The organism is Bacillus swezeyi, from assembly GCF_030908325.1.
GTDB classification, from domain to species: domain Bacteria; phylum Bacillota; class Bacilli; order Bacillales; family Bacillaceae; genus Bacillus; species Bacillus swezeyi.
The window spans coordinates 1209869-1234767 of sequence record NZ_CP133085.1 but is presented as its reverse complement, the minus strand read 5'-3'; the positions used below and the strand labels follow the sequence as shown (position 1 = coordinate 1234767).

The following is a 24899-nucleotide window of genomic DNA, read 5'->3' as shown; positions in this document are numbered from 1 at the left end:
CACCTCTTCTTTATTCATACTGATGACAAAAGAAAAGGATTCATTTATCTGCGCGCATTTTTCTTCAGTCTGCTGCTGAAATAAGGCTTCATCACGACAAATATCAAGAGCGCAGAACCGGCCAAACCGAAAAGCGCCCCGGTCCAGTGCATCTTGACGCCGGCAGCGGCGGCTAAAAGGAGCGCCTGAATGCTCAAAACGATGTGGAGGAGCCGGAAGAAACTCTTTCGTCTTTCTTCCTGTCTGACGGGATAGAGCTCCTGCAAAGACAAGTGGGAAAAATGATCAAACAGCGGTGTCAGCTGAATGCCGGTAATAAATACGGTAAAGACGATCAGCAGTGCAGACACCCACTCAATAGTCGAAAAATAAACAATGATGAGTGCGAAAATCACGGTCAGTCTGATGACGATCCCGAAATAATCGTTCGATCTGATGAATGCCCTGCCATACATGTACGCAAATGTCCGGCGCTGATCATACGGGATGGGGCTGAGCATCCAGTCAAGATATGCTCTTCTTTTCGCCTGTTTCCTCAGATGAGGGACATCCGTAAATAAGTTAGCAAGCCTGTAGAACCGCTGTTTTCTCTTGATTTCATCTTCGATATGCAGCTCCCATTTAAAAGACTTTTTCTTATCAACCACTGTAAAATACACGAGCAGGGCGGCCATGATCGCATAAACCGCGATGGCAAAGCCATAGGACGCCTGCAAAACAAAGTAGATGACGATCGTATTGAGAAAAAGGCGGACAACCTGATCCATGATCCGCATGTTTTTTTCGCCGAAAAATGTCATCCTCCATTGCATCGCCATATTCCAGACTTTTAATACAAACAGCTGAATGAATAACATCAAATAAGCCGATAATGTCTTGCCGCTCACCTCGAAATACAGCGGCGTTAAAGCGAGCATCACAGCAATCAGCGGAAACAGCTGCGTGATCAAACTGAACCGGAAGGCCTGGTTAAGATAAGGCTTCATTTTTGCTTCAAGAGGCAATAAAAACACAAGATCGGCTTCTTTGATCAACGTTCTGACATAGGAGCCCGTCAAAATAAACGAAAACAGGACGGACATCAGCCAGTAGGCCGGAAATCCTTCCGGCATCTCTTTCAGCCATTTGCTGTACCAGCTCGCAGCCCCTGCCAGGAAAAAAATCATGACGATGACGAGATGATCATTCAGCATATATTTCAAATAGGATCTTGTTTCTTTTATATACTCCTCGATTCTTGTCTTCCAGATCCCTTGAATGCTATTCATAGCTCTCTTCCTTCGTCAGTTCAAGATACAGATCATCAAGGGTCGCCTCTTTCATCGAAAACTGTTCTCTGAGCTCTTCAAGCGTCCCTTTTGCACGCACTTCGCCATTATGTAGAATAATAAATGCATCACAATACCGCTCTGCGGTTGCTAAAATATGCGTTGACATCAAAACGGCCGCCCCGTTTTTCTTCGCTTCATTCATCCGTTCAAGCAAAGCGTTGATCGCCAGCGGATCAAGGCCGAGAAAAGGCTCGTCAATAATGTAGAGGTCAGGCTCCACCAAAAAAGCGCACATAATCATGACCTTCTGCTTCATTCCTTTTGAAAAATGAGCCGGGAACCACTTGAGGCGCTTCTCCATCCTAAACTCCTTTAACAGCGGAGGCAGCCTTTTTTCAAACGTATCTTTCGATAAACCATAGGCCATCGCGGTCAATTCCAAATGCTCCTTCAGCGTGAGTTCCTCATATAAAATCGGTGTTTCCGGGATAAACGTGAATTGGGAACGGTAGCTTTCCGGATCTTCCATGAACGTCTTGCCGTTCAGCTCAACAGATCCTTTGTGCGGCTCCATCAGTCCGATAATATGGCGAATCGTCGTACTTTTCCCGGCTCCGTTCAAGCCGATCAATCCGACGATCTGCTCCCGTTCAATCGCAAATGAAACATCGCGCAGCACCGGGTTTCTTGTATATCCTCCAGTCAGATCTTTAACGGTCAGTAGTGACATACGTTCGTTCCTTTCCTGCATTTTTCTTAATAGTACCAAAAACAAGGAGGTATTTGAAACGTTTTCCCTCCGGCTATCTAAAAAGAAAAACGAATAATCGAAAACAGTTCGGGACAGTCTAAGTTGTGAAGAAGGAGAGCTGATCAACTCTGGCGAATGAGGTGTTTGTCAAAGACAATAATCCGGCAAGAGTCTTGAGTATGAAACATGTCAAAGCTTAGAAATTTCTTTCATCCACTGAATTGAGAAAGCATCCGATTCATATGACAATATGTCGTTTGAAAAAGATGTGACGATCAAATGAGGTGTTTGTCGCAGGAAATGTATAGGCGTTCCAAGTCTTCATTTTCAGGAAAAATGGGGTGCTTGCAAAAGGCAAGAAACGTTTCTTAATGAAAACAGCGAACCTTCTTCAGGCAGGGTGAACGCGGGAGCCGTTCATCCTGTTTTCGTGTTTCTGTGAAAATTGTGGTAATATGATGCTTATACATAACCTTTCCTAATGGAAAAAGGAGGAAAAGTATGAGCGATTGTATTTTTTGCAAAATCATTAATGGAGAAATTCCTTGTGCAAAGGTATTTGAAAATGAACACGTCATGGCTTTTCTCGATATTAGCCAAGTAACGAAAGGACACACCCTTGTCATTCCCAAAGTCCACAAAACCAACATATATGAAATGACTCCTGATGTTTCAAGGGAATTTTTCGAAGCAGTTCCAAAAATCGCCCAAGCCATCAAAGATGAGTACGAACCGATCGGTTTAAACCTGCTGAACAACAATGGCGAAAAAGCGGGACAGTCCGTCTTTCATTATCACATGCACATCATTCCCCGCTACGGGAAGGGAGACGGATTCGGCGCCGTCTGGAAAACACATGCGGACGATTATTCACCCGAAGATTTGCAGTCAATCGCCTCTTCCATCAACAGCCGTTTGACTCAGTCTTCATAAACAAAAGCTTTTCAAGGGGGGGCATTGTTCGAAGCGATGCCCCTTTTTCGTTTTAAGTCCCCTTTCTTCTTCCCGCTTGTCATAAAACCTTCACATATGTTGATCCCTCTTGATGGGCCTAGAATCTGTATTGCTCTATATTTCACACAATTCAAATTTTTTATGTATAACGGGAACCTTTTATGATAGGATTGTTTTATATTTTTATACATGAACAGGGAGCGATTGTGATGATACGTACAACGAACTTTAATGCAGGACCTGCGGCACTGCCTTTAGAAGTGTTACAAAAGGCGAAAGACGAGTTTATTGATTTCAACGGTGCAGGGATGTCTGTAATGGAGCTCTCCCACCGCAGCAAAGAGTATGATGCCGTTCATCAAAAAGCGAAAGCTCTTTTAAAGGAACTGATGGACATACCTGACGATTATGAGATTTTGTTTCTTCAAGGCGGAGCAAGCCTACAGTTTTCAATGATTCCGATGAACTTTCTCTCCAGCGAAAAAACGGCGCACTTCGTCATGACCGGGTCATGGTCTGAAAAAGCGCTTGCAGAAGCAAAGCTGTTTGGAAACACATCGGTCATCGCGTCAAGTGAAACCGATACTTACAGCTATATCCCGGAAGTCACGGAGATCCCGGCAGACGGAGCGTACCTTCATCTGACATCCAACAACACAATATTCGGAACACAGTGGCAGCAGTTTCCCGACTCTCCGATCCCGGTAGCGGTTGATATGTCGAGCGACATTTTGAGCAGAAAAATCGATGTGTCCCAGTTTGACATCATCTATGCCGGAGCCCAAAAAAACCTGGGACCTTCAGGCGTCACCGTCGTCATCATGAAGAAAGAATGGCTCGAAAAAGAAAACGAACAAGTGCCGAAAATCTTAAAGTACTCAACACACGCAAAAGCGAATTCGCTCTACAACACCCCTCCGACTTTTGCGATTTATATGCTGTCACTTGTGCTTGAGTGGCTGAAAGAAAAAGGCGGTCTCGCTGCAACCGAAAAACGCAACAGCGAAAAGGCGGAGATTTTATACAAGGCGATTGATGAAAGCGGCGGATTTTACCGCGGCCATGCGAGAATAGACAGCCGTTCAAACATGAATGTCACCTTTACGCTTAAAAATGATGAACTGACCAAATCATTCATCGCAAAGGCGAAGGAAGAAAAAATGTCAGGCCTTGGCGGACACCGTTCAGTCGGCGGCTGCCGTGCATCGATCTACAATGCCGTATCTGTTGAAGACTGCGAGAAATTGGCGGCCTTTATGAAAAGATTCCGGGAAGAAAACTAATTTTTTATCCTTATGATGGAAGCTGCCGAAAAGGGCTTCCCCATTCATTCAAAAGTTTGATATACTACTAGAAAGCTTTCGCAATAAATGGCGAGCATATTATTGGAAAGCATAAAAAGAGCCTGAGATGAGGAGAGAATAGAGATGAAAACAAAAGAATTAGTGGCAATGGCCCTGTTTGTCGCCATTGGAGCAGCACTGCACGCCGTCATTCCGCCTTTTTTCTACGGAATGAAGCCGGATATGATGCTGATTATGATGTTTATGGGAATCATTTTGTTCCCTAGAGTGCAGAATGTGCTTGTCATCGGAATTGTGACTGGCATTATTTCCGCTTTAACGACTGCATTTCCGGGAGGACAGCTGCCAAACATCATTGATAAACCGATAACAGCTTTGATGTTCTTCGCCGCTTTCCTTGCTGTGAAAAAGCTTGGCAGCAAAACATTTGCGGCTTCCGGATTAACTGCTGCAGGAACGATCCTTTCTGGAACCATCTTCCTTACAGCGGCACTTTTCATAGTGGGACTGCCTGGAAACCAGGGATTTATTGCACTGTTCACTGTTGTCGTTTTACCGGCGACACTGATCAACACGATCGCCATGGTCGTGATCTTCCCGATCGTGCAGTCAATCATGAAACGCTCAAGACTGATCGAACAAGTCAAATAACCAAAACCTCTTTAAGAAAGGTCTATTCCTTTTTTGAAGAGGTTTTTTTCGTTTCGATGGTCAAAAAAAGAGGAATCCGCCCGATATTTTATATAAGAAGCTGAATAAAAAACAGGAGCAAGAGCACTAGTCCTGCGCTTCCCGTACAAAAAAGCGCTTTTTGTTTAAGGACGCGTTTCGGCGGATAAGATGTAGAATATCCGAGAAGTCTTAAATAGTAAAAGGAGCCGGCGGTGAAAACAGCGCATAAAATGAGCAAAACGATGATGATGACAGACAACCCTCTCCCTCCTTTTTAAAAAAGTATGCTAAAATAAAGCAAGCTATGCAGAAGTTTCTGCTTTGAGGGAATTCAGACAAGACAAGCTTCACACTTTTAAATCATGAAAAGGCTGGCGCTTTAGCCTGAATGCCTGACCTTTCAAAAATATAAACGGGGTGATGTACATGTCAAAAGGCCGATCTTTAGCAGCTGGACTGATTGTAGGAGGAGTTATCGGCGGAATTGCAGGTTTGCTTTCCGCACCGACTTCAGGAAAGAAATTGAGAGGACAACTCAAAGCCAACTGCGGAACATTTGAAGATACTGTCAAAAGATTGAAAAGCGACGGGCTTGCTTTAAAAGAGCAAGTTGTCAAAACCGCCAGAGAAGGCGCTGAAATCATTAAAGACGTCGGCAGCGAACTGCAGACATCCATCCAGGAGTGGCGCGAAGAAATCAAGCCGCAGCAGCAGGACCTAAAAAAAGAAATCGCTGATATTGAAGAAAAGATCAAACAACTGGAGAAAACCTTACAAAACTAATATACTCAGCGAAAAAAATGAACCTTTAAAAAGGGGTGTGAATGGACATTTTCACGCTCTTTTTTTAATCAAAATGCTGGTTTCACACCGAAATGATGGATTTTTTAAAAATTTCGTAAATTTACATCTTTATTAATCTTTATTTTATTGGCATAATAGAAATTATAAGATAAAGAGAAGCAGGTGAAGTGAATGAATCGAGCGGAAGAGCCCTATACAGTGAAAGAAGCCCTTTTATTCAGTCAACGAATGGCACAGCTCAGCAAGGCGCTTTGGAAATCGATAGAAAAGGATTGGCAGCAGTGGATTAAGCCTTATGATCTCAACATTAACGAGCATCATATTTTGTGGATTGCCTACCAGCTGAACGGAGCTTCAATTTCTGAAATTGCCAAGTTCGGCGTCATGCATGTTTCCACAGCGTTTAATTTTTCAAAAAAGCTTGAGGAAAGAGGATATCTTGAGTTCTCCAAAAAATTAAACGACAAACGTAATACGTATATTCAGCTGACGCGAAAAGGCGAAGAAGTTTTCCTTGAAATCCTCGAGTCTTATGACCCGTCCCGGAACGCTGTCCTAAAAGGCGCTCAGCCCCTTCATCAGCTTTATGGGAAATTCCCTGAAATCGTTGAAATGATGTCTATCATCCGCCATATTTACGGCGATGATTTCATGGAAATTTTCGAAAAATCGTTTTCTAATATTGAAAATGAATTTATCAGTGAAGAGGGCAAAATGAGGAAAAAAGAAGAAGCGAAGGAATCCGGGGAATTGATAGAGATGGACAAACCGCTTGAGCCTATTAAAAACTAAGCCAAATCGTATTGTTTGATGATGCTGATAAACTCGCTCATCAGCGGTTTGTAAAGACCTTGTCTGTGAAGGGCGAAAATCGTTTCGTGCACTTCAAGTTTTTCATTTAACTGTCCGGCAAAAAGCGTAAGGAGATGGTCGAACATCACATATCCTTGCGCTTTTTGCGCTTCCAGCTCCATTGCGAGTTCCTCGCACAGCTTTTCCGTTTCCTTTGCTTCTTCCTCTGATAAGCCCTGTTCAATCAGCATTTTATAATATGGATATTGATCCATATCCGCTGTGTTCAGCAGCAGCTTCATATAATATTCCAACCGCTCAAGACGATGTTCAAATGAATTCATATTTGTCTTCTCTCTCCCTTTCCCTTATTTTAGCCGAAATTGCCTTTTGATGAAAGTTCAACGTAAAGATTTCCGTTCCTTTTAGGGTCCTCTAAATTCTTTGTAAAATAACGAAATTTTTTTCGAAAAAGCATTGATTTTTCTCATGCAGAGGAGTAAATTATTCTGAGGATTTCATATATCATTTTTTTGAAACGGAAGGATGTTACGTATGAGTTGCTGGAAAACCATCAATCTGATTAGAGATTATGGAGGCATGCGCATTGGGCTCACTGCCATCAGTTTAATGATTTTATTTTTTATTCCCGAATATTTGGCTATGCAGCTTATCCATCCGCAAACCGTTCAGAGAGGCGATCATGCTCTTTTGTTTGCCGGGCTTTTATTGGCGGCGATTATCGCACATAAAATCCTTCACATTTTACCGATAATCAGTAAGAAAAAAATAGAAAAAAAGATATTTTGGCTGAAAATGAGAACATGGAGAGAAATACCGAAAAATACGATGCTTGTTTCTCTTCTATGCCCATTCCTCATCATCACACCCGTTTTTTTCTATGCGGGGGCCGTGATGCCAAGCTTTGCCCACTATTTCTGCATCATTTCCAGCATCCATTTTGGTTATTGTCTGCCGGACTTTTTGTTTGCCTGGAAATTGGTCAAAGCGCCGAAGAATTGCTTTGTAGATCAAGAAGCCGATGATTTCGATATTTTAATTCAAAAATAAAGGGAGACTGACACTTGGAAAATCCCTTTTTTTCAGTCTATTTTCTATCTTTTTTAATAAATATTTGGTAATGTAGTATGGAGTATAAACAGAGAGAGGGGGATCTCCTATTATCCTTTTTTATTTCATCTTGTTCGCGGTCTTTACTGTGTTCAACATAAACAAGCTTACAAACTCTTTATGCCTTGTCAGAGAGATTCCTGAAGAACGGCAGGATAAGGTATTCAGAATGATTAACGTGCTGATCTTGATTTTATTGATCTCATCATTTATTGAAATTTCCTTCACGGTGTAAAGAAAAAGGATAGCTGCCGGTTATGATACGGCAGCTATCCTTTTGTTTATTAGCATATCCAAGAAGCACCAATAATAATTAATAAAATGAACAGAACCACCAGCAGTGCAAAGCCGCCAGCAAAACCTCCTGCGTAACCGTCGCCCATATTGACACCTCCTCTGTCCCAGTCGTTACATTAGTGTATGCACGAATGTCATGAAACGATTAGGCTCTTCACACAAAAGAAAAGAACCGCCTGAAAAAAGCGGTTCTTTCCCTATTTTCTAGGTTTTAGTACAGATAAGCTGCACCAACGATGATTAACAAAATAAATAACACGACCAATAAAGCAAAACCGCTTGAGTATCCTCCGCTCATGTTATTGACCTCCTTTTCTTGATCACTATATTTGTATGACCGGGAAAGAAATTTGACTAGACGGATGCCCCTCTGTTGAAAATCTTTTTACAGCATGTCAGAATATGATATGATACAATTCAAAGGAAGTTTAAACTGTAACGATTAGGAGTGTTAGCATTTATGAAGAAGATTGCAATTGCGGCGATTACGGCGACAAGCGTTTTGGCTCTCAGCGCGTGCAGCGGGGGAGATTCTGAAGTTGTTGCTGAAACAAAAGCTGGAAATGTTACAAAAGAAGAGCTTTATGATACGCTAAAAGAAAACGCCGGAGCGGACGCGCTGAACATGCTTGTTCAACAAAAAGTGCTCGATGATAAATACGACGTCTCCGACAAAGAAATCGACAAAAAGCTGAACGAGTACAAAAAGTCAATGGGAGATCAGCTTGATGCGCTCATCGACCAGAAGGGCGAAGGCTATGTCAAGGATCAGATTAAATATGAGCTCCTGATGAAAAAAGCCGCAAAGGATAACATAAAAGTAACCGATGATGACGTAAAAGAATATTATGACAGCTTAAAAGGCAAAATCCGCGCAAGCCATATTCTTGTAAAAGAAAAGAAAACCGCGGAGGAAGTTGAGAAAAAGCTGAAAAAAGGCGAAAAATTTGAAGACCTTGCAAAAGAGTATTCAACTGACGGCACCGCTGAAAAAGGCGGAGATCTCGGCTGGTTTGCCAAAGAAGGCGAAATGGATGAAGCGTTCAGCAAAGCCGCTTTCGCTTTAAAAACAGGTGAAGTCAGCGACCCGGTTAAAACTGACTACGGATACCATATCATTAAGAAAACCGAAGAACGCGGCAAATACGAAGACATGAAAAAAGACTTGAAAAAGCAAGTCAAAGAACAAAAACAAAATAATCAAACTGAGCTCCAGTCTGTTATTGACAAGCTTGTGAAAGACGCTGATTTAAAAGTAAAAGACAAAGACCTGAAAAAACAGGTTGAACAGTCTCAGTCACAGACAAGCAGCAGCTGATTTCAGCAAAAAAGCTGTCCTCCCCTTTTACGGGGCCGGACAGCTTTTTTTATGCAATAGAATGGTTGTTTTCCGCTGAATTCTCACGCTGTTCGTCTTTTTCATCGTCAGAACGTTTCATTCGTCTTTCTTTTTCCTTTTCCATCCGCTCGATATAAATGCGGCCTTCTTTTTCTATAAAAGCCTGATCGATCTTTTCTTCTTCCTTTGCCGTCGTCATCAGCTTATAGGCGCTGAATATGATACCGACAATACAAAGGTAGACCCACCACGGAAACAGCAGCACGGCTTTTCCCCCTTTTTCAAAAAACTGTATATCAGACATTATGCAAAAGGGAGACAAGTTATGACGTTTATTTATGAAAAACAGGCTTGTAGAAGGAACGGTTATCCAAAGCAAACACGCGCTCAGTATACTCCCCTGGCTTGACCCGTTCGAGCGCCCTGTCCATCATATTGATTTTCGCGTCAAGATTGTCGATATAATGAAGGACTTCCGCCTCTTTGACCATCGGCGGCTTCGGGCTCCCCCATTCAGGCTTGCCGTGATGGCTTAAAATCAAATGCTGAAGAATAAGCACTTCTTCGGAGTCGATTTGAAGCTCTTCAGCGGCTTTTGAGATCTCCGTCACCATGATCGAAATATGGCCGAGCAGATTCCCTTCAACGGTATAAGTGGTTGACACCGGGCCGGAAAGCTCTTTGACCTTACCAAGATCGTGCAGGATGACACCGGCATACAAAAGATCACGATCAAGCGCCGGATACAAATCTGCGACCGATTTGGCCAGCTGCAGCATGGAGACAACGTGGTAAGCCAGTCCTGATACGAACTCATGATGATTTTTCGTCGCGGCCGGAAAGTCGATGAATTCATTCCCGTATTTTTTGACGAGGTGTCTCGTGATTCGCTGTATATTCGGATTTTTCATTTCAAAAATATATTGGGTGACCATTTCCATCATTTCATTCTTCGGGATCGGAGCGGTCTCCAAAAAATCGTCGATTTGAACATTTTCATGTTCGCCCGCAGGTCTGATATTCCTCAGCTTCAGCTGGTTCCGTCCGCGGTAATGATGAATGTCCCCGACCACTTTGACGATCGTCTGCGGTCCATAGGTCGTTTCATCATGCTGTTTAGCGTCCCAAAGCTTTGCTTCAATATCTCCTGACTGATCCTGCAGCATCAGTGTTAAAAACGGTTTTCCGTTGCTTGCGATCCCTTTTGTTGACGATTTGATGAGCAAATACATATCCACCTGCTCGCCAACTTCATGCAACAATATACCTTTTGCCATTATAAAGCTCCCTCCGTTTTCATACATAAAATCATTATAGCACAGACCTAGTTTAACCTTATTTTTCCATCTCCTTCAAGAGTGGTGAAAGCTGTATCACCTCTTCCTCGCGAAAAGCCTTCCTCACATGTTCATGACAGGTAAAATATAATATTTGCTGATCTTCGCCTGAAAGCTGTTTTAAAATGTCCAGCACTTGTTTGAACCTTTCATGGTCAAAGTGAACAAAGCTGTCATCAAGCTGAAAAGGCAGCTTGATCCCCTTTTGGTGGGACAGAGCAAGCGCAAAGCGTATCGCTAAATAAAGCTGTTCACAGGTCGCCTGGGACAGCTCATGAGCATGAAAAACAGCGCCGTCTCTTCTCAACACCATGATGGAGTCATCTGTTTCAGAAAAATAAATTTTTTCATAACGTCCGCCTGTTAACGGCTTTAATAGAGATTCGGCCGTTTGTAAAAGCTTCGGAAGCCGAACCTTCTTATGGTCTTCTATCCTGTTTTTAACCGCCTGCCTGACCAGCTTAACAGAAGCCCACTTTTTGGCAAGCAGAGCGACTTGCTCTTTTTGCATTTCCACCTTGTGGACAAGCTCGGAAACCGTGCCGGATTCCTCCAGCCTGCGCTGTTCAGCCAAAAGCACCGCAGCTTTTTCCCTCTCCTCTTTCAAAAGCTTGTCTGTCCGGTCTTTTTTTTCTTTGGCCTCGGCCAGCTTCTCTTCAAGATCGACAAGAGCATGGTTCGCTGCGAGCATGATGGCCTTCTCATCTTTTTTGCCGAGTTCGGCTTTGATCCGTCCGAGCCTTGTTTTCAATTCCTTTCTGATTTTATCGCGCTTTGCCAGCTCGATAAACGTATCTCGGCCGTCTGCGCCGGCCTTTTTATACAAGGCTGCGATTTGCGATTTAAAATACTCCGCTTCTCTCGCCAATTCTTTTATTTGTTCTTCTGTGTGCTTAAGGGACAAATCCGCTTCCTGTTTCTTCCGAAGTTTTTCTTTTTCTGATTCAAGCCCGCTTTTCAGCTTGAACATCAGCTCCTGTACGCTTCCTTCAGGATGGTGAAGGAGTGAGGCAAGCTGGCTTGAGCGCTCTTCAAATGATGCCCTTTTTGATTGGAGGCGGCTTCGCTCATCTTTCATTTCCCTCATTTTTGTTATTTCCGTTTTAAGATCTTTGATCAAGGCATAAGCGTCAGATAAAAAAGACGGGTCAATTGACACGTTCAGCTCTTTTAAATAGCGGTCTGTCTGTTCCTGATAAGGATACATGTCCTTTTCCCATTCTTCGAATTTCCGAATCGCCCTTTCGTAGTCCGCTTCCTTCTGCCGGAGCTCAGCCTGTTTTGCGATGAAGAGCTGTCTGTTTTGATCATCTCGCCACACCTCTTCTCTTAAGGTATTCAGTTCAGATCCGCTTTCTTCGGCGCTGCGTTCTGCGTCTTCAAGCTGCTTTTGAATGAATACCGCAACAGAAGACGGCTCCGGCTTCTGCAAAGCAAAGAGCAGCAACAGGAGCGAAACAGGGACGATAAAAACAGCCGGAAGCCACTCTTGCAAAAACAGCGCCTCCAGACTTCCGGCAATAGCTGCTAAAAGCGCCCCGGCAGCTAAAGCTTTCCTTTTTTTCGCCCGCTCTTTTTGTTCATGCTTCAGAACTGACAGCTGGCCGAGCAGCTCTTCCCGCTTTACCGATTGTCCGCCAGCGGCTGCCAGTCGGCTCAACGCCTCCTCCTTTTGTTTGCGAATGTCGTCCGGCAACACCTCGTTTGCAACGTCGGCATAAGCTTGTTCCGCTTCTTCAAGATCAGTCCTCGCCTGTTCAAAGCGTTCATCAAGCTCCCGTTTCTGCTCGCGCAATCGGAGAAAAGCCTGAACCGACTCCTGCAGCCTCCACTCGTATTCGTAGGTGGTGTCCGCCTTGAGTATCTCCGCTTCGCTTGCAATTTTCAGCCGGGCCATCCCCGCCTGAATCCTTTCATCCGTTTGCTTCAGCTGGTCGGTCAGCGTCATGATTTTCTCTATGTATGATTGGTAAAGCGGATACTCTGACAGCAGCTCTTCAATTTGCGCTTCATACTGCATATGACCTTCCGGTGGTGCAAGAGCTTCCGCCTGCTTTGCCAAATCGCATCTTTTTTCTTCCAGCGCCTTCAGCTGAGCCATTTTCGGATGAAGATGAGATTCGTACTTTTCAAGTTCAAAAAGCCCTGCCTCAGGGAAGGCGTTTTCCAAGGCGCCGCCTTCTGCATCAAGCTGTGCGGCCAGCTGCCGTTCTTCCTCCTTCAGCGGATGAATCTCGATCGCCCGTTCAATCTGCGAGATGTAATGGCCGAGGTCTTTGAGCAGCTGTTCGTTCTCCTTCATGGACAACTCAACCGCTTTTTTTCCGCTCAGTATATGATGATAATCGCCTTCACGCGCTTTAGCCTTTTTCAGCTCTTCTGAAAGCCTTTTTAAATGTTCTAGCTCCTGGTTGAGCTCTGGCTTTCGCCCGTTCGGTTTAAACAGCTCTTCCTGCCTTTTCGTCAGGCCGGCATCCATCTTCGATATGGCATCTGATCCGAATAGACTGGAGAAAAGCAAAAACCGGCCGATTTGATCACGGTTAAATTTGTGAATTTCCTGAAGACCGAATACATCAAACGAGTAAATCGCCTTGTACAGCCGCCTGTCGATGTTAGACAGCAGCTGTTTTAAAAAGTCCTCTGACCGGGTGCTTCCGTCTTCTAAAAAAACGTTTACCCGTTCAGGTTTTCCCGCGATCCGTTCGATGCGGATATTGCCCAATTCAGGATGCCGGGCTTCGAGCATTCCTCCGTAAATGCCGCCTGTCTTCGGTTCATATCTTTTTGTTTTCGGAAAACCGAACAGCATGCTTTCTATAAATGACATGAGCGTCGTTTTCCCGGCTTCATTCAGCCCATAGATTAAGTGAAGGTTGGCAACAGGTGACAGGCGAAATGTCTGGTTCACAAACTTTCCGTATCCGTATATATGTATAGCGTAAATATTCACCCCGTATCCTCCCTTATCTTCTGATTGTCTTCAGCTCATGAAGCAGGACCTTTTCCGCCTGAAGGCGAATGTCGTGAAAATCCTCTTCACTAAACCGCTCTCCGTACCTTCTGAAGACGGGGTGCCGCTTTAAATCGTCAAGAATCAGGCCGAATTCTTGAAACTCATTGATTTCACGGGTCAGCTCCTGAAAGAACGCATCATTTTCTATTCCCGTCATACCGCTTTCAGTACGATCTTCGACAGCGGCAAGCCAGATGAATGCTTCTTTTTCCTGCTCTTCCTCGTGAAAGGTGTCAAGCAGCTCTTCTATCATGACCGACGCTCCGTCAACCAAATAATGAGGCGCTTCTCCAGTCAGTACGGCTTTGATGAAAACGGGCTTCCCTTTGTCTCTGAAAGATTGAAAAACGTCTTCGATGCGATTGATTAAGTCAGTTAAATGCCGTGTTTCCGATACGTCGATGTCAATCGTTTCCCAAAGGACATCTGAGGCGGCTTTAAATTCAAAAGACAGTTCGCCTTCACGGGCTTTGACGAGATAGCAGCCTTTCTCGCCGGTTTCTTTCATATGGCGGGATTGTGTGTTTCCGGAATAAATCACCGCCGGATGTTCGGCTGAAATGACCTGTCTTTTATGAATATGGCCGAGCGCCCAATAATCCATTTCACCGTTTTTTACATCTTGCAGGGAAAAAGGGCAGTACGGATCATGGCCGCTTTCACCTGAAAGGGTCCCGTGAATCATGCCGATATGGAGAGGGGCGTCCGTCGTTCTTTTCATTTCGGAAGCCTTGTTCTCAAATACCGACCGTTCAGGATAGCTGTATCCATAGATGCTCGCTTGAAGCCGGCCGGCCTTGTAAAATGATTTCTCCTCTACATCTTCCGAGGAGAATATATGAACATTGTCCGGCCATTCAATCGGCGTCCACTCCCCGCCCAAATGATCATGGTTTCCGAAAATCACATAAGCGTGGATGCCGTTTTCCTGAAGCCTTAAAAACTGTTTTCGCAAAAACATTTGCGCTTTTAAGCTGCGGTTTGCTTCATCGAAAAGGTCTCCGGCCAGTAAAATGAAATCCGCCTGTTCATCGATAGCAATCTGGAACACATTCGCGGCGCTTGCAAATGTACTGTTTTTAATCCGCCGGTCTATCCTTTCGGGAAGCCGGCTGATACCGTGAAACGGACTGTCCAGATGGAGGTCGGCCGCATGAATGAAGGTTAGGTTTGTCAATCTTCTGCTCCTTTTCCTAAAACATGTCTGCCCTCATTTTATCATGGCTTCCAGGCGAATGCACGTTCTATTGATCTACCTGAAAAAAGCAGCTTTTCTTTCAAGCTGCTTTTCTCTTTTTCTCATTTATTTGTCTTTTGACAGACGAAGCGCCTGTTTGATGTTTTTCAGTCCGCCTCCAGTGCCGTACATAAGAACGCCGCCTTTATACACTCTCGCTCCGATGATGGCGAGAATGATAATGGTTGCAGCGGTGATGCCGATGCCGAGGGCCGCTTCCCAAAACGGGATATCAAGCATGCCGACTCTGAGGAACATAATCATCGGCGCAAAGAACGGAATAAATGAAGTGACCGTAATAAATGGCGCATCAGGGGTATTCAATCCCACCATCGCGATCACAAATCCGGCAACGACCAAAAAGATCATCGGTGAAATCGTCTGCTGGACATCTTCAATCCGACTGACAATGCTGCCGAGAAATGCCGCAAGCGTTGCATAAAGGAAATAGCCGAGCGCTAAGAAAATCACGCCATAGACAAGCGTTGATACGGGAACGCCGGAAAAGTCCAAAAATCCTTTAATCTGCTCAGCAGCTCCACCAGCTTTCTCTTGGCTTGACTGCAGAGAGAGATAGCCTGCGAGAAACAGAACAGCGAGCTGTGTAAGCCCCAATAAAGCGATGCCGAGCAGCTTGGCAAACATTTGCTGGACGGGCGCTACGCTTGAAATTAAAATCTCCATGACACGGGACGATTTTTCAGTCGCCACTTCAGTCGCAATCATTGAAGCATACATGATCACAGAAATATAAATGACAAACAACACAATATATACTAGGACTGACGCCTTTTGAAGCTCTTCTTCTGTTTTGGCCCCTTCTTTTAAAGCGACGCTTTTGACTTTAACCGGTGTAAAAAGCTCGTTCAGCTTTTCCTGCGGCACATTTAATTCAGCCGTTCCGACGGCGATTTTCGTTTGTGAGAGCGCCTGTTCAATCGTGGAAACAGCCGTTGAATCGGCAATATCAAGCGCTTTATACGTCCCTGTCAGCCCGCCTTTTTCACCCTTGGCTAAGATCAAAATCCCGGCAAGCTCTTCATCTCTTACAGCTTTTTCGAGATCTTTTTCAGGCTTTTCCGCTTTTTTCAGCTCCAGCTCATGATCCTTGTCTATCGCCTTCACCTGCTGGGAAAATGGTTCATACAGCTGATTCGATTCGTCAATGACGGCGATTTTATCCGGTTCGCCTTCTTCATTGTCAAACAGAGAAATAATTGAGCCCAAATTTGTGACAACCATGACAAGTGCAAGCGTAATCGCAGTCGAGATGATAAACGATTTCGTTTTCAGCTTGCTTATGTATGTATGAAAAAGCACAATCCAAAACTTATTCATAACGGGCACCTACCTTTTCAATGAAAATATCATGCAAAGAAGGCTCTTCAAGTTCAAACTTTCTGATAAACCCGCGCCCCTGCAGTATTGAAAACAGCTGCTGGGAAATTTCCTCATTCTCGATTTGCAGTCTGATGCCTTCCGCGGTCTCTCTCCATTTCGTGATGCCGTCCGTTTCTTTTAAGAAACTTAAATCATCATCTGAATGAATCGTGACATTCTTTTTGCCAAAAGAGCGTTTGATTTCTTTTAATTTTCCTTGGACGACTGGTGTTCCGCGCTGCAAAATGCAGACGTGCTCACAGAGCTCTTCAACATGCTCCATCCTGTGGCTTGAAAAGACAATTGAAGTTCCGGCGTTCTTCAAGGAAACAACCGCGTCTTTTAAAAGATCGACATTGACAGGATCGAGCCCGCTGAACGGCTCATCGAGAATCAAAAGCTCGGGCTTGTGCAAAACAGCCGTGATGAACTGAATTTTTTGCTGGTTTCCTTTTGAAAGCTCTTCAACCTTTTTATCCGCATATTCTGTAATATGGAATTCTTCCAGCCATTTGTCCATTTCCTTGAGCACATCCTGTTTTGTCATGCCTTTGAGGCGGCCGAGGTATACGAGCTGATCCTTTACTTTCAGCTTCGGGTACAGTCCGCGTTCTTCCGGCAAATAGCCGATGCTGTTAGTCACTCCATAGTTAATCGGCTTCCCTTTCCATGTCACCGCACCCTCTGTCGCATTCAAAAGGCCCAGAATCATGCGAAACGTTGTCGTTTTTCCAGCGCCGTTTGCACCGAGCAGTCCGAACATTTGCTTCTCGGGAATATCAAGCGTGAGATCGTTAACCGCCGTAAAAGAACCGAACTTTTTTGTCACGTGATCGATTTTAAGCATTAAAAAACTCCTCCTTCCAAGTTACAATGATACGTTAGTCATGCAATGAAAAAAAGGATTTTTTTGATTTTTATATAATTTTAAACAAATACATCTTTTTTTGCGAAAGGAGAATATAAATGGAAAGCTATTATGTAACCGTTTTCGATCCGTCTGGGGAAACCTTGCTGAATGAACGTTTTGAAGCGCTGAATGAGGAGGAAGCGAAAGAGAAAGGGAAACATCTATTGAAGGAAAAACAGTTTTCGGAACATACCCACCGTGTAGTTCATTCGTCTGGTAAAATGATCGTTTTCCACAGATAGATTGCAAATGGGTGAGGCGGCGCTTCGGGGAAATCATGGATGTTTCGCCGCCCGTCCTTTAACTGATAATCGCAAGGCTGCCGATTTACTGGATGATCAGAGCGGCCAGCATGACAAGATTGACCAATCCCAGCAAAAAGGACACAAATGCGATCCCTTTGTTTCTCCGAAGGAAATAAAAAGCGTTTGCGATCAGCACACAGATGATGACAGCATCAAAAATGTGCAGCACCATGTCTTCTAAATGAATGGCCGGTTCGAAAAACCAAAATCCCGCCGTGCACAGTATTAAAAACGTCGAAGCCGCAATAAACATGCGCCGCTCGTTTGCTGTCCGGGCTGTCTCATTTTCAAAGAACTGCTGCATGTACGGCTTAGACCCTTGCCTCATCTGAAGTCGTAATCATTTTGTCAGCATAAAGCGAAGGGCTATTGCCGCTTTCTGACCAAAGATTCGCAGACGCAACCACCGCAGCCAATGACAACACGACGAACAACAGCTTAGCTTTCATACAATGCATCTCCCCTTTGAATTTTTCGTCTTGCCTGAGCACCCTTTTCATAATAAAAAATGGAATCTTTCAGCCGCTCAATTTGATTATAATATTGAGCCGCGTCTAATGCCAGTTCTTCTACGGTTGCATACAAATGTTTCGACTCCAAATAATGAAATCCGCTTTCCACGGCTTCCGGGTCTCCACCGTCTAAATACAGGCCATGCAAAATATGAAGCTTTGCCGCATGTTCTTCATCACCGAGCGATGCCGCACTCTTGATCCCTTTTTCATAATATTCAGAAGCAACGCCATGGTTTTCCTGCTTGAGGCGGACATACATCAAATTATACAGAACCTTTGGTACATATGATGAACATTCCTGTTCAAAGATGGAAAGTGCGCTGTCCATATGATCAGAGGCTTCGCGATACGATCCTTGATAAAAGTAGCAATTCCCTAAATTAAAATGAGCGGATGCCGTTAAATGGCTGTTCTCGATTTGCTTTGCATCTTCTAAAGCATTGGTCAGACTCGCCAGTGCATCTTTGTATTTCATCGATTCGACCCAATTGCCGGCAATAATAAAATCGCAAAAGATCTTTTTTTCTTTTAATGTTTCATATTTGTTGAAAATATCAGACGCCATTGTCGCATAGTTGATAGAGAGGTATCTCTGATTGATGTAGTAATAAATTTCCGCGAGTTTGTAAAAAAACTCCGCTTTTTCAACCTCGTCTTCCAGTGCACTCACTTTTTGTTCAGCCACTTTATAGCAGCCGATCGCCTTGACGAATTGCTTTTGTTTAAATTCGTACATCCCTTTAAAAAACCAAAAATAATAGTTTAATAAACCTGTCATTTGGTCTTCTTTTTCCTCTAAATCGCGAAGGTTTTTTTCTATATTTTCTGTCTTTTCAGGTTTCAGATAGCTGAGCATCAGATTATGCCTGAATTCAAGCAGCGAGTAATAAAGCAGCACATCCTGATTTTCTTCCATGTCTTGAAAATCATTTAAAATGTCGGCTTTTAATGATTCACTGGCGGCGACCAGATTTTTCCGAATGGCGCTGTACCAGTCATTCAGCTTTGCAGCAACGTATTCAGATGGAATCTTTTGTTTCAATTTCTCCGCCCCCTCTGCTTGAACAAACCTACGTCTTAAGAACCATTTTATAAAAATTTAAATTTTGTTACAACTCATTTTCGCACGTCTTTCCCAAGACAAAAATCCCAGAGACGCCTCTACCAAACCCGTGATCACGTTAATTTTTGATTAAACCGGGGTTTTCGTTTTTCTAAAAATGCGCGGATTCCTTCCTGGTGGTCATTTGTCCGCCTCATTTTGATCTGGGCTGTTTTTTCGAGCTCGAGCGTTTTTTGTAGATGGCCGGCATTCAAGGTTTGATATATTTTTTTCGTTTCAATCATGGCGGAAAGCGGTGATTGCAGCAGCTTTTCGAGGTGTGAGCCGGTATGGCGGTCAAGGTCTCCGCTAAATACAGCATCAACCAGCTGGAGCCTCTGCGCTTCATCAGCCGTCAGTTTTTTGCCGCTCCAAATCAGTTCTTTTGCCGCCCTTTCACCGATCCGTCTCTCTAAAAAGAAATGTCCTCCGCCATCGGGAACAAGGCCGATGCCGATAAAATTCATCGCCAGTTTGGCGCCTTTTTCCGCGAGTACATGATCACAGCTGAGCGCCAGACTCATCCCCAGGCCTGCAGCCGCGCCGTGGACAGCCGCGACCGTGATCTTGGGCATGCTGTAGATCATCATCACAACTTCTGAAATCGTATCGATCACAGTCTCTGAGAGCTTTTCATCAGCGGAAGACATCATCATATTGATGTCTCCTCCGGCAGAAAACCCTTTTCCGCTGCCTTTTATCAGTAACAGCATCGCTTCTGTTTCCCCGGCAAGGATTAAAGCTTCTTTCAGCTCTTCAAGCATTTGTTCATTCAAGGCATTATACGCTTCAGGGCGATTCAGCACAATCTCAAACATCTCGCCATGGTCTTTCCATTTAATATAATCCATCTTCCAGCACCTCCGTGAATACGTTTTCATGTAGCATTAGCTTAAACTATTCCACTTTGAGCCTCCAAAATCCTTTTTATGCTTGATGGATCGGTGCTGAAATCGGATATCAGGCGTGTGCTCAGCCTTCGTTTAAAGACTATGATCTGGTCAATGAAAAAGCTGCAGGTTAAGCCGGCAGCCAAAACTTAAGCTCCCTGAAAGCCGCTTTTGGCGTCCTCGCCAAAAAGCTCAGACAGGTAGCGGAGCTTTTCCTCTGTGTAGTGTTCAAACCTGTCATTGTATGTTTTCGGATCTTTTGGGTTGGCGAAATGCGTGATTTTCCCTGTGTTCGGATCGACAAATTTACTTGCCGCTCCGCAGCCGATGCCGATAATCGTCTGTTTTTCTTCCATGATCATAATGTTGTAGATGCTTTCCTGCCCCGGAAGAGAATAGCCGATATTTTCAAGATTGCCGAGAATGTTTTTTTGCCTGTACAAATAGTAGGGCTGGTAGCCGTGCTGTTTTGTCCATGACACCGCATCATCCATCATCTTGACGATTTCCTCGCGGTCCGCCACTTTGTACTTATGCTTGTTCTTTGTCATTTCAGACGCGCGCTTAAATGACAGCGTATGGACTGTCAGAGACTCCGGCATTAATTTTTCCGTTTCGCGAAGGGAGTTCCTGAATTCTTTGACACCTTCGCCCGGAAGGCCAATGATTAAATCCATATTGATATTTGACATGCCGTGCTTCCGAGACAGGCAATATTTTTCGACCGTCTCTTCAACCGTATGATGGCGGCCGATCGCCTTCAAGGTTTCATTCTCGTAAGACTGCGGGTTAATGCTGATCCGGTCGATGTTCCATTTTTTCAGCACCGCAAGCTTTTCCTCTGTGATCGTATCGGGGCGCCCCGCTTCAACCGTGACTTCGCGGATGTTTTTCACATCGGGAAAGGAACGGTACATTTCTTCATACAGCAGATCCATTTCTTCAGCCGTAATGCTTGTCGGTGTGCCTCCGCCAAAATAAACGGTCGTAATTTTGACATCATGCTGTTTGAGCCATTCACCGATTTTTTGCATTTCAAAATGAAGCCCCCACAAAAATGAGCCGACCCGTCCGGCTTGTCCTCTGATCGCATAAGCCGGAAAAGTGCAATACGCGCATTTCGTCGGGCAGAAAGGAATGCCGATATAAATGCTCACTTCCCTGTCAAGCTCATATAAATCAGGAACGGCTTTCAGCTGATGGTCAATGATGTTTTGCATCAGTTCGATTTTCTCTTCATGAATTAAGTAGTCCCGTTTCAATTCGGCGTGGGCCGCTTCTTTCGACATGCCGCTTTGCAGTTTTTTATGAAGCAGCTTTGTCGGGCGGACTCCGGTAAGAATCCCCCACGTCTGAACGATTCCCGTATGCTCCTGAAGCATGCTCAAATAAACGTAGGAAACGGTGTTTTTCACCTGCTTAAACGCTTCCTTCTCCATTAATTGAGGCTCGAGTGATTTCGTGTAGTCCGCTTTGATGTCCGTATCTTTTATCGCTCCCGATGCAATGACTGACGCCTCATCCCGTTCATAGCGGAGTATAATCGCAAGGTCTGCGGTTTCTTCTTCATCAAACACAACTTCGCTCTCTTCAAAAAATAAATGGGCTATATGCTCAAGCGGCCGCTGGAATCTTTCATCTTGAAGCCCTTCTATATAAATGCGCAATATCCTCACCTTTTTCGTTTCAAAACTTTCTTTAGTGTACAAAAATAAATGGGCAAAATCAATCCGGGAAACGGGGAAGTTTTTTCATGCTGCATTGAAAATATATTAAGCCCTCTTTTTCACAATAAATATCCCTGTTTTCAAATGAAAACAGGGATTTCACCGGGTCACACTTTTCTAATATGAAATTTGTTGAGAAAGCCTTTGCTTTGCTGCATTCTGAAGTATTCTTTGATCATATAGGCGACGCCCTGCTCATCATTGGATCGCGTCACCCAGTCGGCTTTTTGTTTCACTTCCTGTGCGGCATTGCCCATTGCGACGCCCACTCCTGCAAGTTCAATCATCGGCAGATCATCGATATCATGGCCGATCGCGACAACGTCTTCCATTTTAAAGCCAAGGTCTGCGGCAAGCATCGTCAACCCGGACTCTTTTGAAACACCTTTGTGGACAATCAGCATTTTTTCTCCGGCCTCAATGATGTCAACTGAAGGAAAAGCGTTTTCGATTGTTTGCCTGATTTCTTCTTTCTGCTCTTTTGTGCAGTAAACCTCGATGACCGGGGCACTGACCGGTTCATCCATCAGCATATCGCTTAAAGAATCAACGAACTGCACTGGATAAAAGATCGGGTCAGACGGGTGGATCATCGTTTTCCCCAGCAGATTTGAGTTTGTTTTTTTCCGGTTGCCGATTGAATATTTCTCATGCAGAATTCGTATATTGCAATCATAGCTCTCCAATATTTGCACAAGATTAAACGTTTTTTCTTCAGAAATCCTTTGTTCTAAGAAAGGCTCATTAATTTTATCCGCAACAATGGCTCCGCTGTGAGTAATCAGTTTCGCATCGAGCTTTAAAGATTTCGCAATTTTTTGTGCGGATCGAAAATGTCTGTTTGTAACGAGCGTAACATATACACCTTTTTTCTTTGCATATTCTATCGCTTCCTTCGTTGCGGGATGAAGCCGTCCGTTTGTCCGAAGCAGCGTTCCGTCTATATTGAGCGCAAGCATTTGTTTTGACACTAGGAGGTCCCCCTTCTTTGATGACTGAATCTGTTATAGAGAATATGTCCCGATCCTCCTCTTTAGAACAGACCTCACTTTTATCCAAACTAAAAAAGCCTGTTTTCACAGACTTTTTGCTTCGCATCTTTTGGATACGATCATGATTTCTCCCTCAATATCGAAAAACAGCGAATTCAATGCCCCTTTTCATTCAATTCACTGCATATAGTGAACCCCTTTTATCTGACCGGAATTTGTGCTTTCCATAAAAACAATCTGGCAATTTTCTCTGTACCCCTTATCATTTTGCCGCTAGTCAGTTTTGATCATGATCGTATCCCGGCAAACTATGAAAGCACTTACATTTAGTATTATCGCAATTAATTCATAAATTGACAAGTCTTTTTTTAAATCATTATGAAAGTTATTTATTCACTTAGTTAAAAAAACCCCTCTTTATCTCGAAAAGAGGGGTTTTTGATCAGCTTTCAGGGTTTCCGTAAAGTTCTTCCAGCGGCTTCATGATGATTTTGTTTAATTCAGCAATCAGCACGCTCATCCGCTGCTCTGCTTCCATCAGGTTTGAAATTTTTTCATGCTGCTGAACGAGTGCTACGGATTTCTGTGCTTGTTCGACTTCCTCCTGGGAAATGTCTTCACCGTTCATCTGTTTCTCCTGAAGCTTCAATTGAATATCGCGAAAGTTATCAAACATCTTTTTAGCAGATGCATCGGCATTTACCTCATCATAAAGGCCTTTCAATCGAGAGTATTCTTCACTTTGACGCAAGGCTTTCTCCAAATCATAAGCCGTATCATGCAAATTAACCGTCATGTTTATACGCTCCTTTCTTGCCAGGTTTCCTCTTCTATGGAAATGGCACCACTCCACTATAACAAACTATGGAACATTTTTCACAGTTATACTAACATTCCGTGTAAAACAGGCGTTTATTCATCAGATCAAAATCACGAAAAGAGCTTGAACGGCACCGATGATTCCGCCAAGGAGCCCGCCTAGATACGTAATCATTTTAAACTCCCGCTTTGATATGGACAGCACCATTTCTTCCAACCGCTCGACTGGGAAGTTGTCCACCTGTTCCTTGACGATATCTTCAAGCTGGAGCCGTTTCAATATATCGTCAAGGCGGCGGCCCGCCTCTTCGAGAAGCCGGTCGAAAATCTCCGGCAGGCGCTCTTTTATATTCTGTTCAATCATGGAGACGTAAGAGCCAGTCGATCTTGCGAAAAAAGGCGCAAGCGAGAATCGGATCATCAGCTTTTCTTTTACATTCATGATCAGGGTTTTAAGGTTCCATTTTTCATCAGCTTCTTTAAACGTAAACTCCTTCAGCTTGTCCCATTCGTTTTCAAGCAGATCTGTCAGCAGCCGGGCGGTTTCGCCGTTTTTTAAAAACTTGATGATCTCAGGCTGAACCCGGTCTATCAGACTGCTGTTTCCTAAAAACATCTGCACCATGCTCCCGAGCATACCGCGTTCTTTCAAAAAATCGTCAATCATATGTCCAAGGCGGTTTTTCCCTTCATCACTCTCAAAATAGCTGACAGCCCGCTTTAAAATATAACCGGATACCATCGGGATTTTTTCTTTCAGCTTTTCCTGCGCTTCTATAGGAATAAGCTCTTTCAGCGGTTCATTTTCATAAGTTGATAAAAGTGCAGACAGCTTTTCATCTGTCCATTTGTTGACAAATTGATCCGCTTGTTGAGCAGGGTTTGCAATCCCGATTTTCTCCAGTGTTTCTTCAAGGGTAGACGGTGATTTGCTGAAATGCGCCAGCAGCCGTTCCCCCAATTGGAGCGCCTCTGTTTTGACTGCATCTGATGCCAGCCTTTTTTTGATTCCTTCCGTTGTCAGCAGATGGTTGACGACCATCTGTCCCATCTGTCTCGCCAATTCATCGCGTCTTTTCGGAATCAAACCGGGCGTAAACGGCACCCGCTTCCCAAATATGTAATGCGCCTTATATGGGCGAAAAAGCATTTTAATTGCAAAATGATTCGTCACAGCTCCAATCAGTGCGCCAATTGCAATCATGATGACAAAAATTCCAAACACATACATTTCTTTTTCAACTGCCTTCCATTCACCTGATGTCATTGCTGCATAGACTGCACACGGCCGTCCGCAGATCGGACCCGCCTGTTTTCGTTCTATGCCTATCGTTACCTGAGGATAGGAACCCGA

General features: G+C 44.1%; 29 protein-coding genes. 9 read left to right on the top strand and 20 right to left on the bottom strand.

What is annotated here, in order from left to right; genetic code table 11:
* Positions 1-44: 44 nt before the first annotated feature.
* Both RBH91_RS05915 and RBH91_RS05910 read right to left on the bottom strand, forming a co-directional pair.
* Positions 45-1268: an ABC transporter permease gene (locus RBH91_RS05915; RefSeq protein WP_307893796.1), complete on the bottom strand. Its 1224-nt coding sequence runs from the start codon at positions 1266-1268 to the stop codon at positions 45-47.
* The gene (locus RBH91_RS05910) at positions 1261-2001 is read right to left on the bottom strand and encodes an ABC transporter ATP-binding protein (RefSeq protein ID WP_148956154.1); all 741 of its coding nucleotides are present in this window, start codon (positions 1999-2001) and stop codon (positions 1261-1263) included. The genes RBH91_RS05915 and RBH91_RS05910 overlap by 8 nt, the downstream gene beginning before the upstream one ends.
* Positions 2002-2523: 522 nt before the next feature.
* Between RBH91_RS05910 and RBH91_RS05905 the strand changes: the two genes are divergently transcribed.
* The 3 genes from RBH91_RS05905 (at position 2524) to RBH91_RS05895 (ending at position 4931) form a co-directional block, all read left to right on the top strand.
* A complete protein-coding gene (locus RBH91_RS05905) occupies positions 2524-2955 on the top strand; it encodes an HIT family protein (RefSeq protein WP_076761689.1) in 432 nt (143 codons plus the stop codon).
* Between the two features lie 230 nt (positions 2956-3185).
* Entirely contained in the window at positions 3186-4259 is a 1074-nt protein-coding gene (gene serC, locus RBH91_RS05900) for a 3-phosphoserine/phosphohydroxythreonine transaminase (protein ID WP_307893795.1), read from the top strand.
* 144 nt (positions 4260-4403) lie between these two features.
* A complete protein-coding gene (locus RBH91_RS05895; protein ID WP_076761687.1) occupies positions 4404-4931 on the top strand; it encodes a tryptophan transporter in 528 nt (175 codons plus the stop codon).
* An 88-nt stretch (positions 4932-5019) separates the two neighbouring features.
* Here RBH91_RS05895 and RBH91_RS05890 read toward each other — a convergent pair whose 3' ends face one another.
* The gene (locus RBH91_RS05890; protein WP_076761686.1) at positions 5020-5211 is read right to left on the bottom strand and encodes a membrane protein YhzF; all 192 of its coding nucleotides are present in this window, start codon (positions 5209-5211) and stop codon (positions 5020-5022) included.
* Positions 5212-5378: 167 nt separating this feature from the next.
* On the opposite strand from RBH91_RS05890, the gene RBH91_RS05885 reads away from it, so the two are divergent.
* Both RBH91_RS05885 and RBH91_RS05880 read left to right on the top strand, forming a co-directional pair.
* The gene (locus RBH91_RS05885; protein ID WP_076761685.1) at positions 5379-5735 is read left to right on the top strand and encodes a YtxH domain-containing protein; all 357 of its coding nucleotides are present in this window, start codon (positions 5379-5381) and stop codon (positions 5733-5735) included.
* A gap of 192 nt (positions 5736-5927) precedes the next feature.
* Complete coding sequence (locus tag RBH91_RS05880; protein WP_307893794.1) at positions 5928-6548, top strand: HTH-type transcriptional regulator Hpr; 621 nt, start codon at positions 5928-5930, stop codon at positions 6546-6548.
* Here the strand turns inward: RBH91_RS05880 and RBH91_RS05875 are convergent.
* On the bottom strand, positions 6545-6892 hold the full coding sequence (locus RBH91_RS05875) for a YhaI family protein (protein WP_076761683.1): 348 nt from the start codon (positions 6890-6892) through the stop codon (positions 6545-6547). The genes RBH91_RS05880 and RBH91_RS05875 overlap by 4 nt on opposite strands.
* Positions 6893-7103: 211 nt before the next feature.
* Between RBH91_RS05875 and RBH91_RS05870 the strand changes: the two genes are divergently transcribed.
* Complete coding sequence (locus tag RBH91_RS05870; RefSeq protein ID WP_148956161.1) at positions 7104-7619, top strand: DUF3267 domain-containing protein; 516 nt, start codon at positions 7104-7106, stop codon at positions 7617-7619.
* A 109-nt stretch (positions 7620-7728) separates the two neighbouring features.
* Entirely contained in the window at positions 7729-7914 is a 186-nt protein-coding gene (locus RBH91_RS05865; RefSeq protein WP_395948168.1) for a hypothetical protein, read from the top strand.
* Positions 7915-7963: 49 nt separating this feature from the next.
* On the opposite strand, the gene RBH91_RS05860 is transcribed toward RBH91_RS05865, so the two are convergent.
* The gene (locus RBH91_RS05860; RefSeq protein ID WP_003180247.1) at positions 7964-8062 is read right to left on the bottom strand and encodes a YjcZ family sporulation protein; all 99 of its coding nucleotides are present in this window, start codon (positions 8060-8062) and stop codon (positions 7964-7966) included.
* Between the two features lie 125 nt (positions 8063-8187).
* Positions 8188-8274: a YjcZ family sporulation protein gene (locus RBH91_RS05855; protein ID WP_003180245.1), complete on the bottom strand. Its 87-nt coding sequence runs from the start codon at positions 8272-8274 to the stop codon at positions 8188-8190.
* Between the two features lie 162 nt (positions 8275-8436).
* Here RBH91_RS05855 and RBH91_RS05850 point away from each other — a divergent pair, with 162 nt between their 5' ends.
* A complete protein-coding gene (locus tag RBH91_RS05850; RefSeq protein ID WP_307893793.1) occupies positions 8437-9294 on the top strand; it encodes a peptidylprolyl isomerase in 858 nt (285 codons plus the stop codon).
* Positions 9295-9343: 49 nt separating this feature from the next.
* Here RBH91_RS05850 and RBH91_RS05845 read toward each other — a convergent pair whose 3' ends face one another.
* The 6 genes from RBH91_RS05845 to RBH91_RS05820 all read right to left on the bottom strand — a co-directional run bounded on the left by RBH91_RS05845 (position 9344) and on the right by RBH91_RS05820 (position 17132).
* Positions 9344-9580: a sporulation YhaL family protein gene (locus tag RBH91_RS05845; protein ID WP_307893792.1), complete on the bottom strand. Its 237-nt coding sequence runs from the start codon at positions 9578-9580 to the stop codon at positions 9344-9346.
* 67 nt (positions 9581-9647) lie between these two features.
* Complete coding sequence (gene yhaM, locus RBH91_RS05840) at positions 9648-10592, bottom strand: 3'-5' exoribonuclease YhaM (protein WP_307893791.1); 945 nt, start codon at positions 10590-10592, stop codon at positions 9648-9650.
* A 58-nt stretch (positions 10593-10650) separates the two neighbouring features.
* A complete protein-coding gene (locus RBH91_RS05835) occupies positions 10651-13605 on the bottom strand; it encodes an ATP-binding protein (RefSeq protein ID WP_307893790.1) in 2955 nt (984 codons plus the stop codon).
* Positions 13606-13618: 13 nt separating this feature from the next.
* Entirely contained in the window at positions 13619-14845 is a 1227-nt protein-coding gene (locus tag RBH91_RS05830) for a metallophosphoesterase family protein (RefSeq protein ID WP_307893789.1), read from the bottom strand.
* Positions 14846-14971: 126 nt separating this feature from the next.
* A complete protein-coding gene (locus RBH91_RS05825; protein ID WP_307893788.1) occupies positions 14972-16243 on the bottom strand; it encodes an ABC transporter permease in 1272 nt (423 codons plus the stop codon).
* The gene (locus tag RBH91_RS05820) at positions 16236-17132 is read right to left on the bottom strand and encodes an ABC transporter ATP-binding protein (protein ID WP_076761675.1); all 897 of its coding nucleotides are present in this window, start codon (positions 17130-17132) and stop codon (positions 16236-16238) included. The genes RBH91_RS05825 and RBH91_RS05820 overlap by 8 nt, the downstream gene beginning before the upstream one ends.
* A gap of 119 nt (positions 17133-17251) precedes the next feature.
* Between RBH91_RS05820 and RBH91_RS05815 the strand changes: the two genes are divergently transcribed.
* Positions 17252-17437: a YhzD family protein gene (locus RBH91_RS05815; RefSeq protein ID WP_307893787.1), complete on the top strand. Its 186-nt coding sequence runs from the start codon at positions 17252-17254 to the stop codon at positions 17435-17437.
* An 85-nt stretch (positions 17438-17522) separates the two neighbouring features.
* On the opposite strand, the gene RBH91_RS05810 is transcribed toward RBH91_RS05815, so the two are convergent.
* The 8 genes from RBH91_RS05810 to RBH91_RS05775 all read right to left on the bottom strand — a co-directional run bounded on the left by RBH91_RS05810 (position 17523) and on the right by RBH91_RS05775 (position 24776).
* Positions 17523-17804, bottom strand: coding sequence for a hypothetical protein (locus tag RBH91_RS05810; protein ID WP_307893786.1), 282 nt, complete (start codon positions 17802-17804; stop codon positions 17523-17525).
* Positions 17805-17811: 7 nt separating this feature from the next.
* Positions 17812-17949 (bottom strand): hypothetical protein, encoded by a 138-nt coding sequence (locus RBH91_RS05805; RefSeq protein ID WP_164470244.1) that lies wholly within the window; start codon positions 17947-17949, stop codon positions 17812-17814.
* The gene (locus RBH91_RS05800) at positions 17939-19057 is read right to left on the bottom strand and encodes a response regulator aspartate phosphatase (protein WP_307893785.1); all 1119 of its coding nucleotides are present in this window, start codon (positions 19055-19057) and stop codon (positions 17939-17941) included. Before RBH91_RS05800 ends, RBH91_RS05805 begins: the two co-directional genes overlap by 11 nt.
* 134 nt (positions 19058-19191) lie before the next feature.
* On the bottom strand, positions 19192-19968 hold the full coding sequence (locus tag RBH91_RS05795) for an enoyl-CoA hydratase (RefSeq protein ID WP_307893784.1): 777 nt from the start codon (positions 19966-19968) through the stop codon (positions 19192-19194).
* Between the two features lie 188 nt (positions 19969-20156).
* Positions 20157-21674: a coproporphyrinogen III oxidase gene (locus RBH91_RS05790; RefSeq protein ID WP_307893783.1), complete on the bottom strand. Its 1518-nt coding sequence runs from the start codon at positions 21672-21674 to the stop codon at positions 20157-20159.
* A 167-nt stretch (positions 21675-21841) separates the two neighbouring features.
* Complete coding sequence (locus RBH91_RS05785) at positions 21842-22705, bottom strand: Cof-type HAD-IIB family hydrolase (RefSeq protein ID WP_307893782.1); 864 nt, start codon at positions 22703-22705, stop codon at positions 21842-21844.
* Positions 22706-23168: 463 nt separating this feature from the next.
* Positions 23169-23522 carry a YlbF/YmcA family competence regulator gene (locus tag RBH91_RS05780; RefSeq protein ID WP_307893781.1) on the bottom strand — a complete coding sequence of 118 codons (354 nt, stop codon included), beginning with the start codon at positions 23520-23522 and terminating at the stop codon, positions 23169-23171.
* A gap of 123 nt (positions 23523-23645) precedes the next feature.
* Positions 23646-24776 carry a DUF445 domain-containing protein gene (locus tag RBH91_RS05775; RefSeq protein WP_307894679.1) on the bottom strand — a complete coding sequence of 377 codons (1131 nt, stop codon included), beginning with the start codon at positions 24774-24776 and terminating at the stop codon, positions 23646-23648.
* Positions 24777-24899 lie beyond the last annotated feature (123 nt).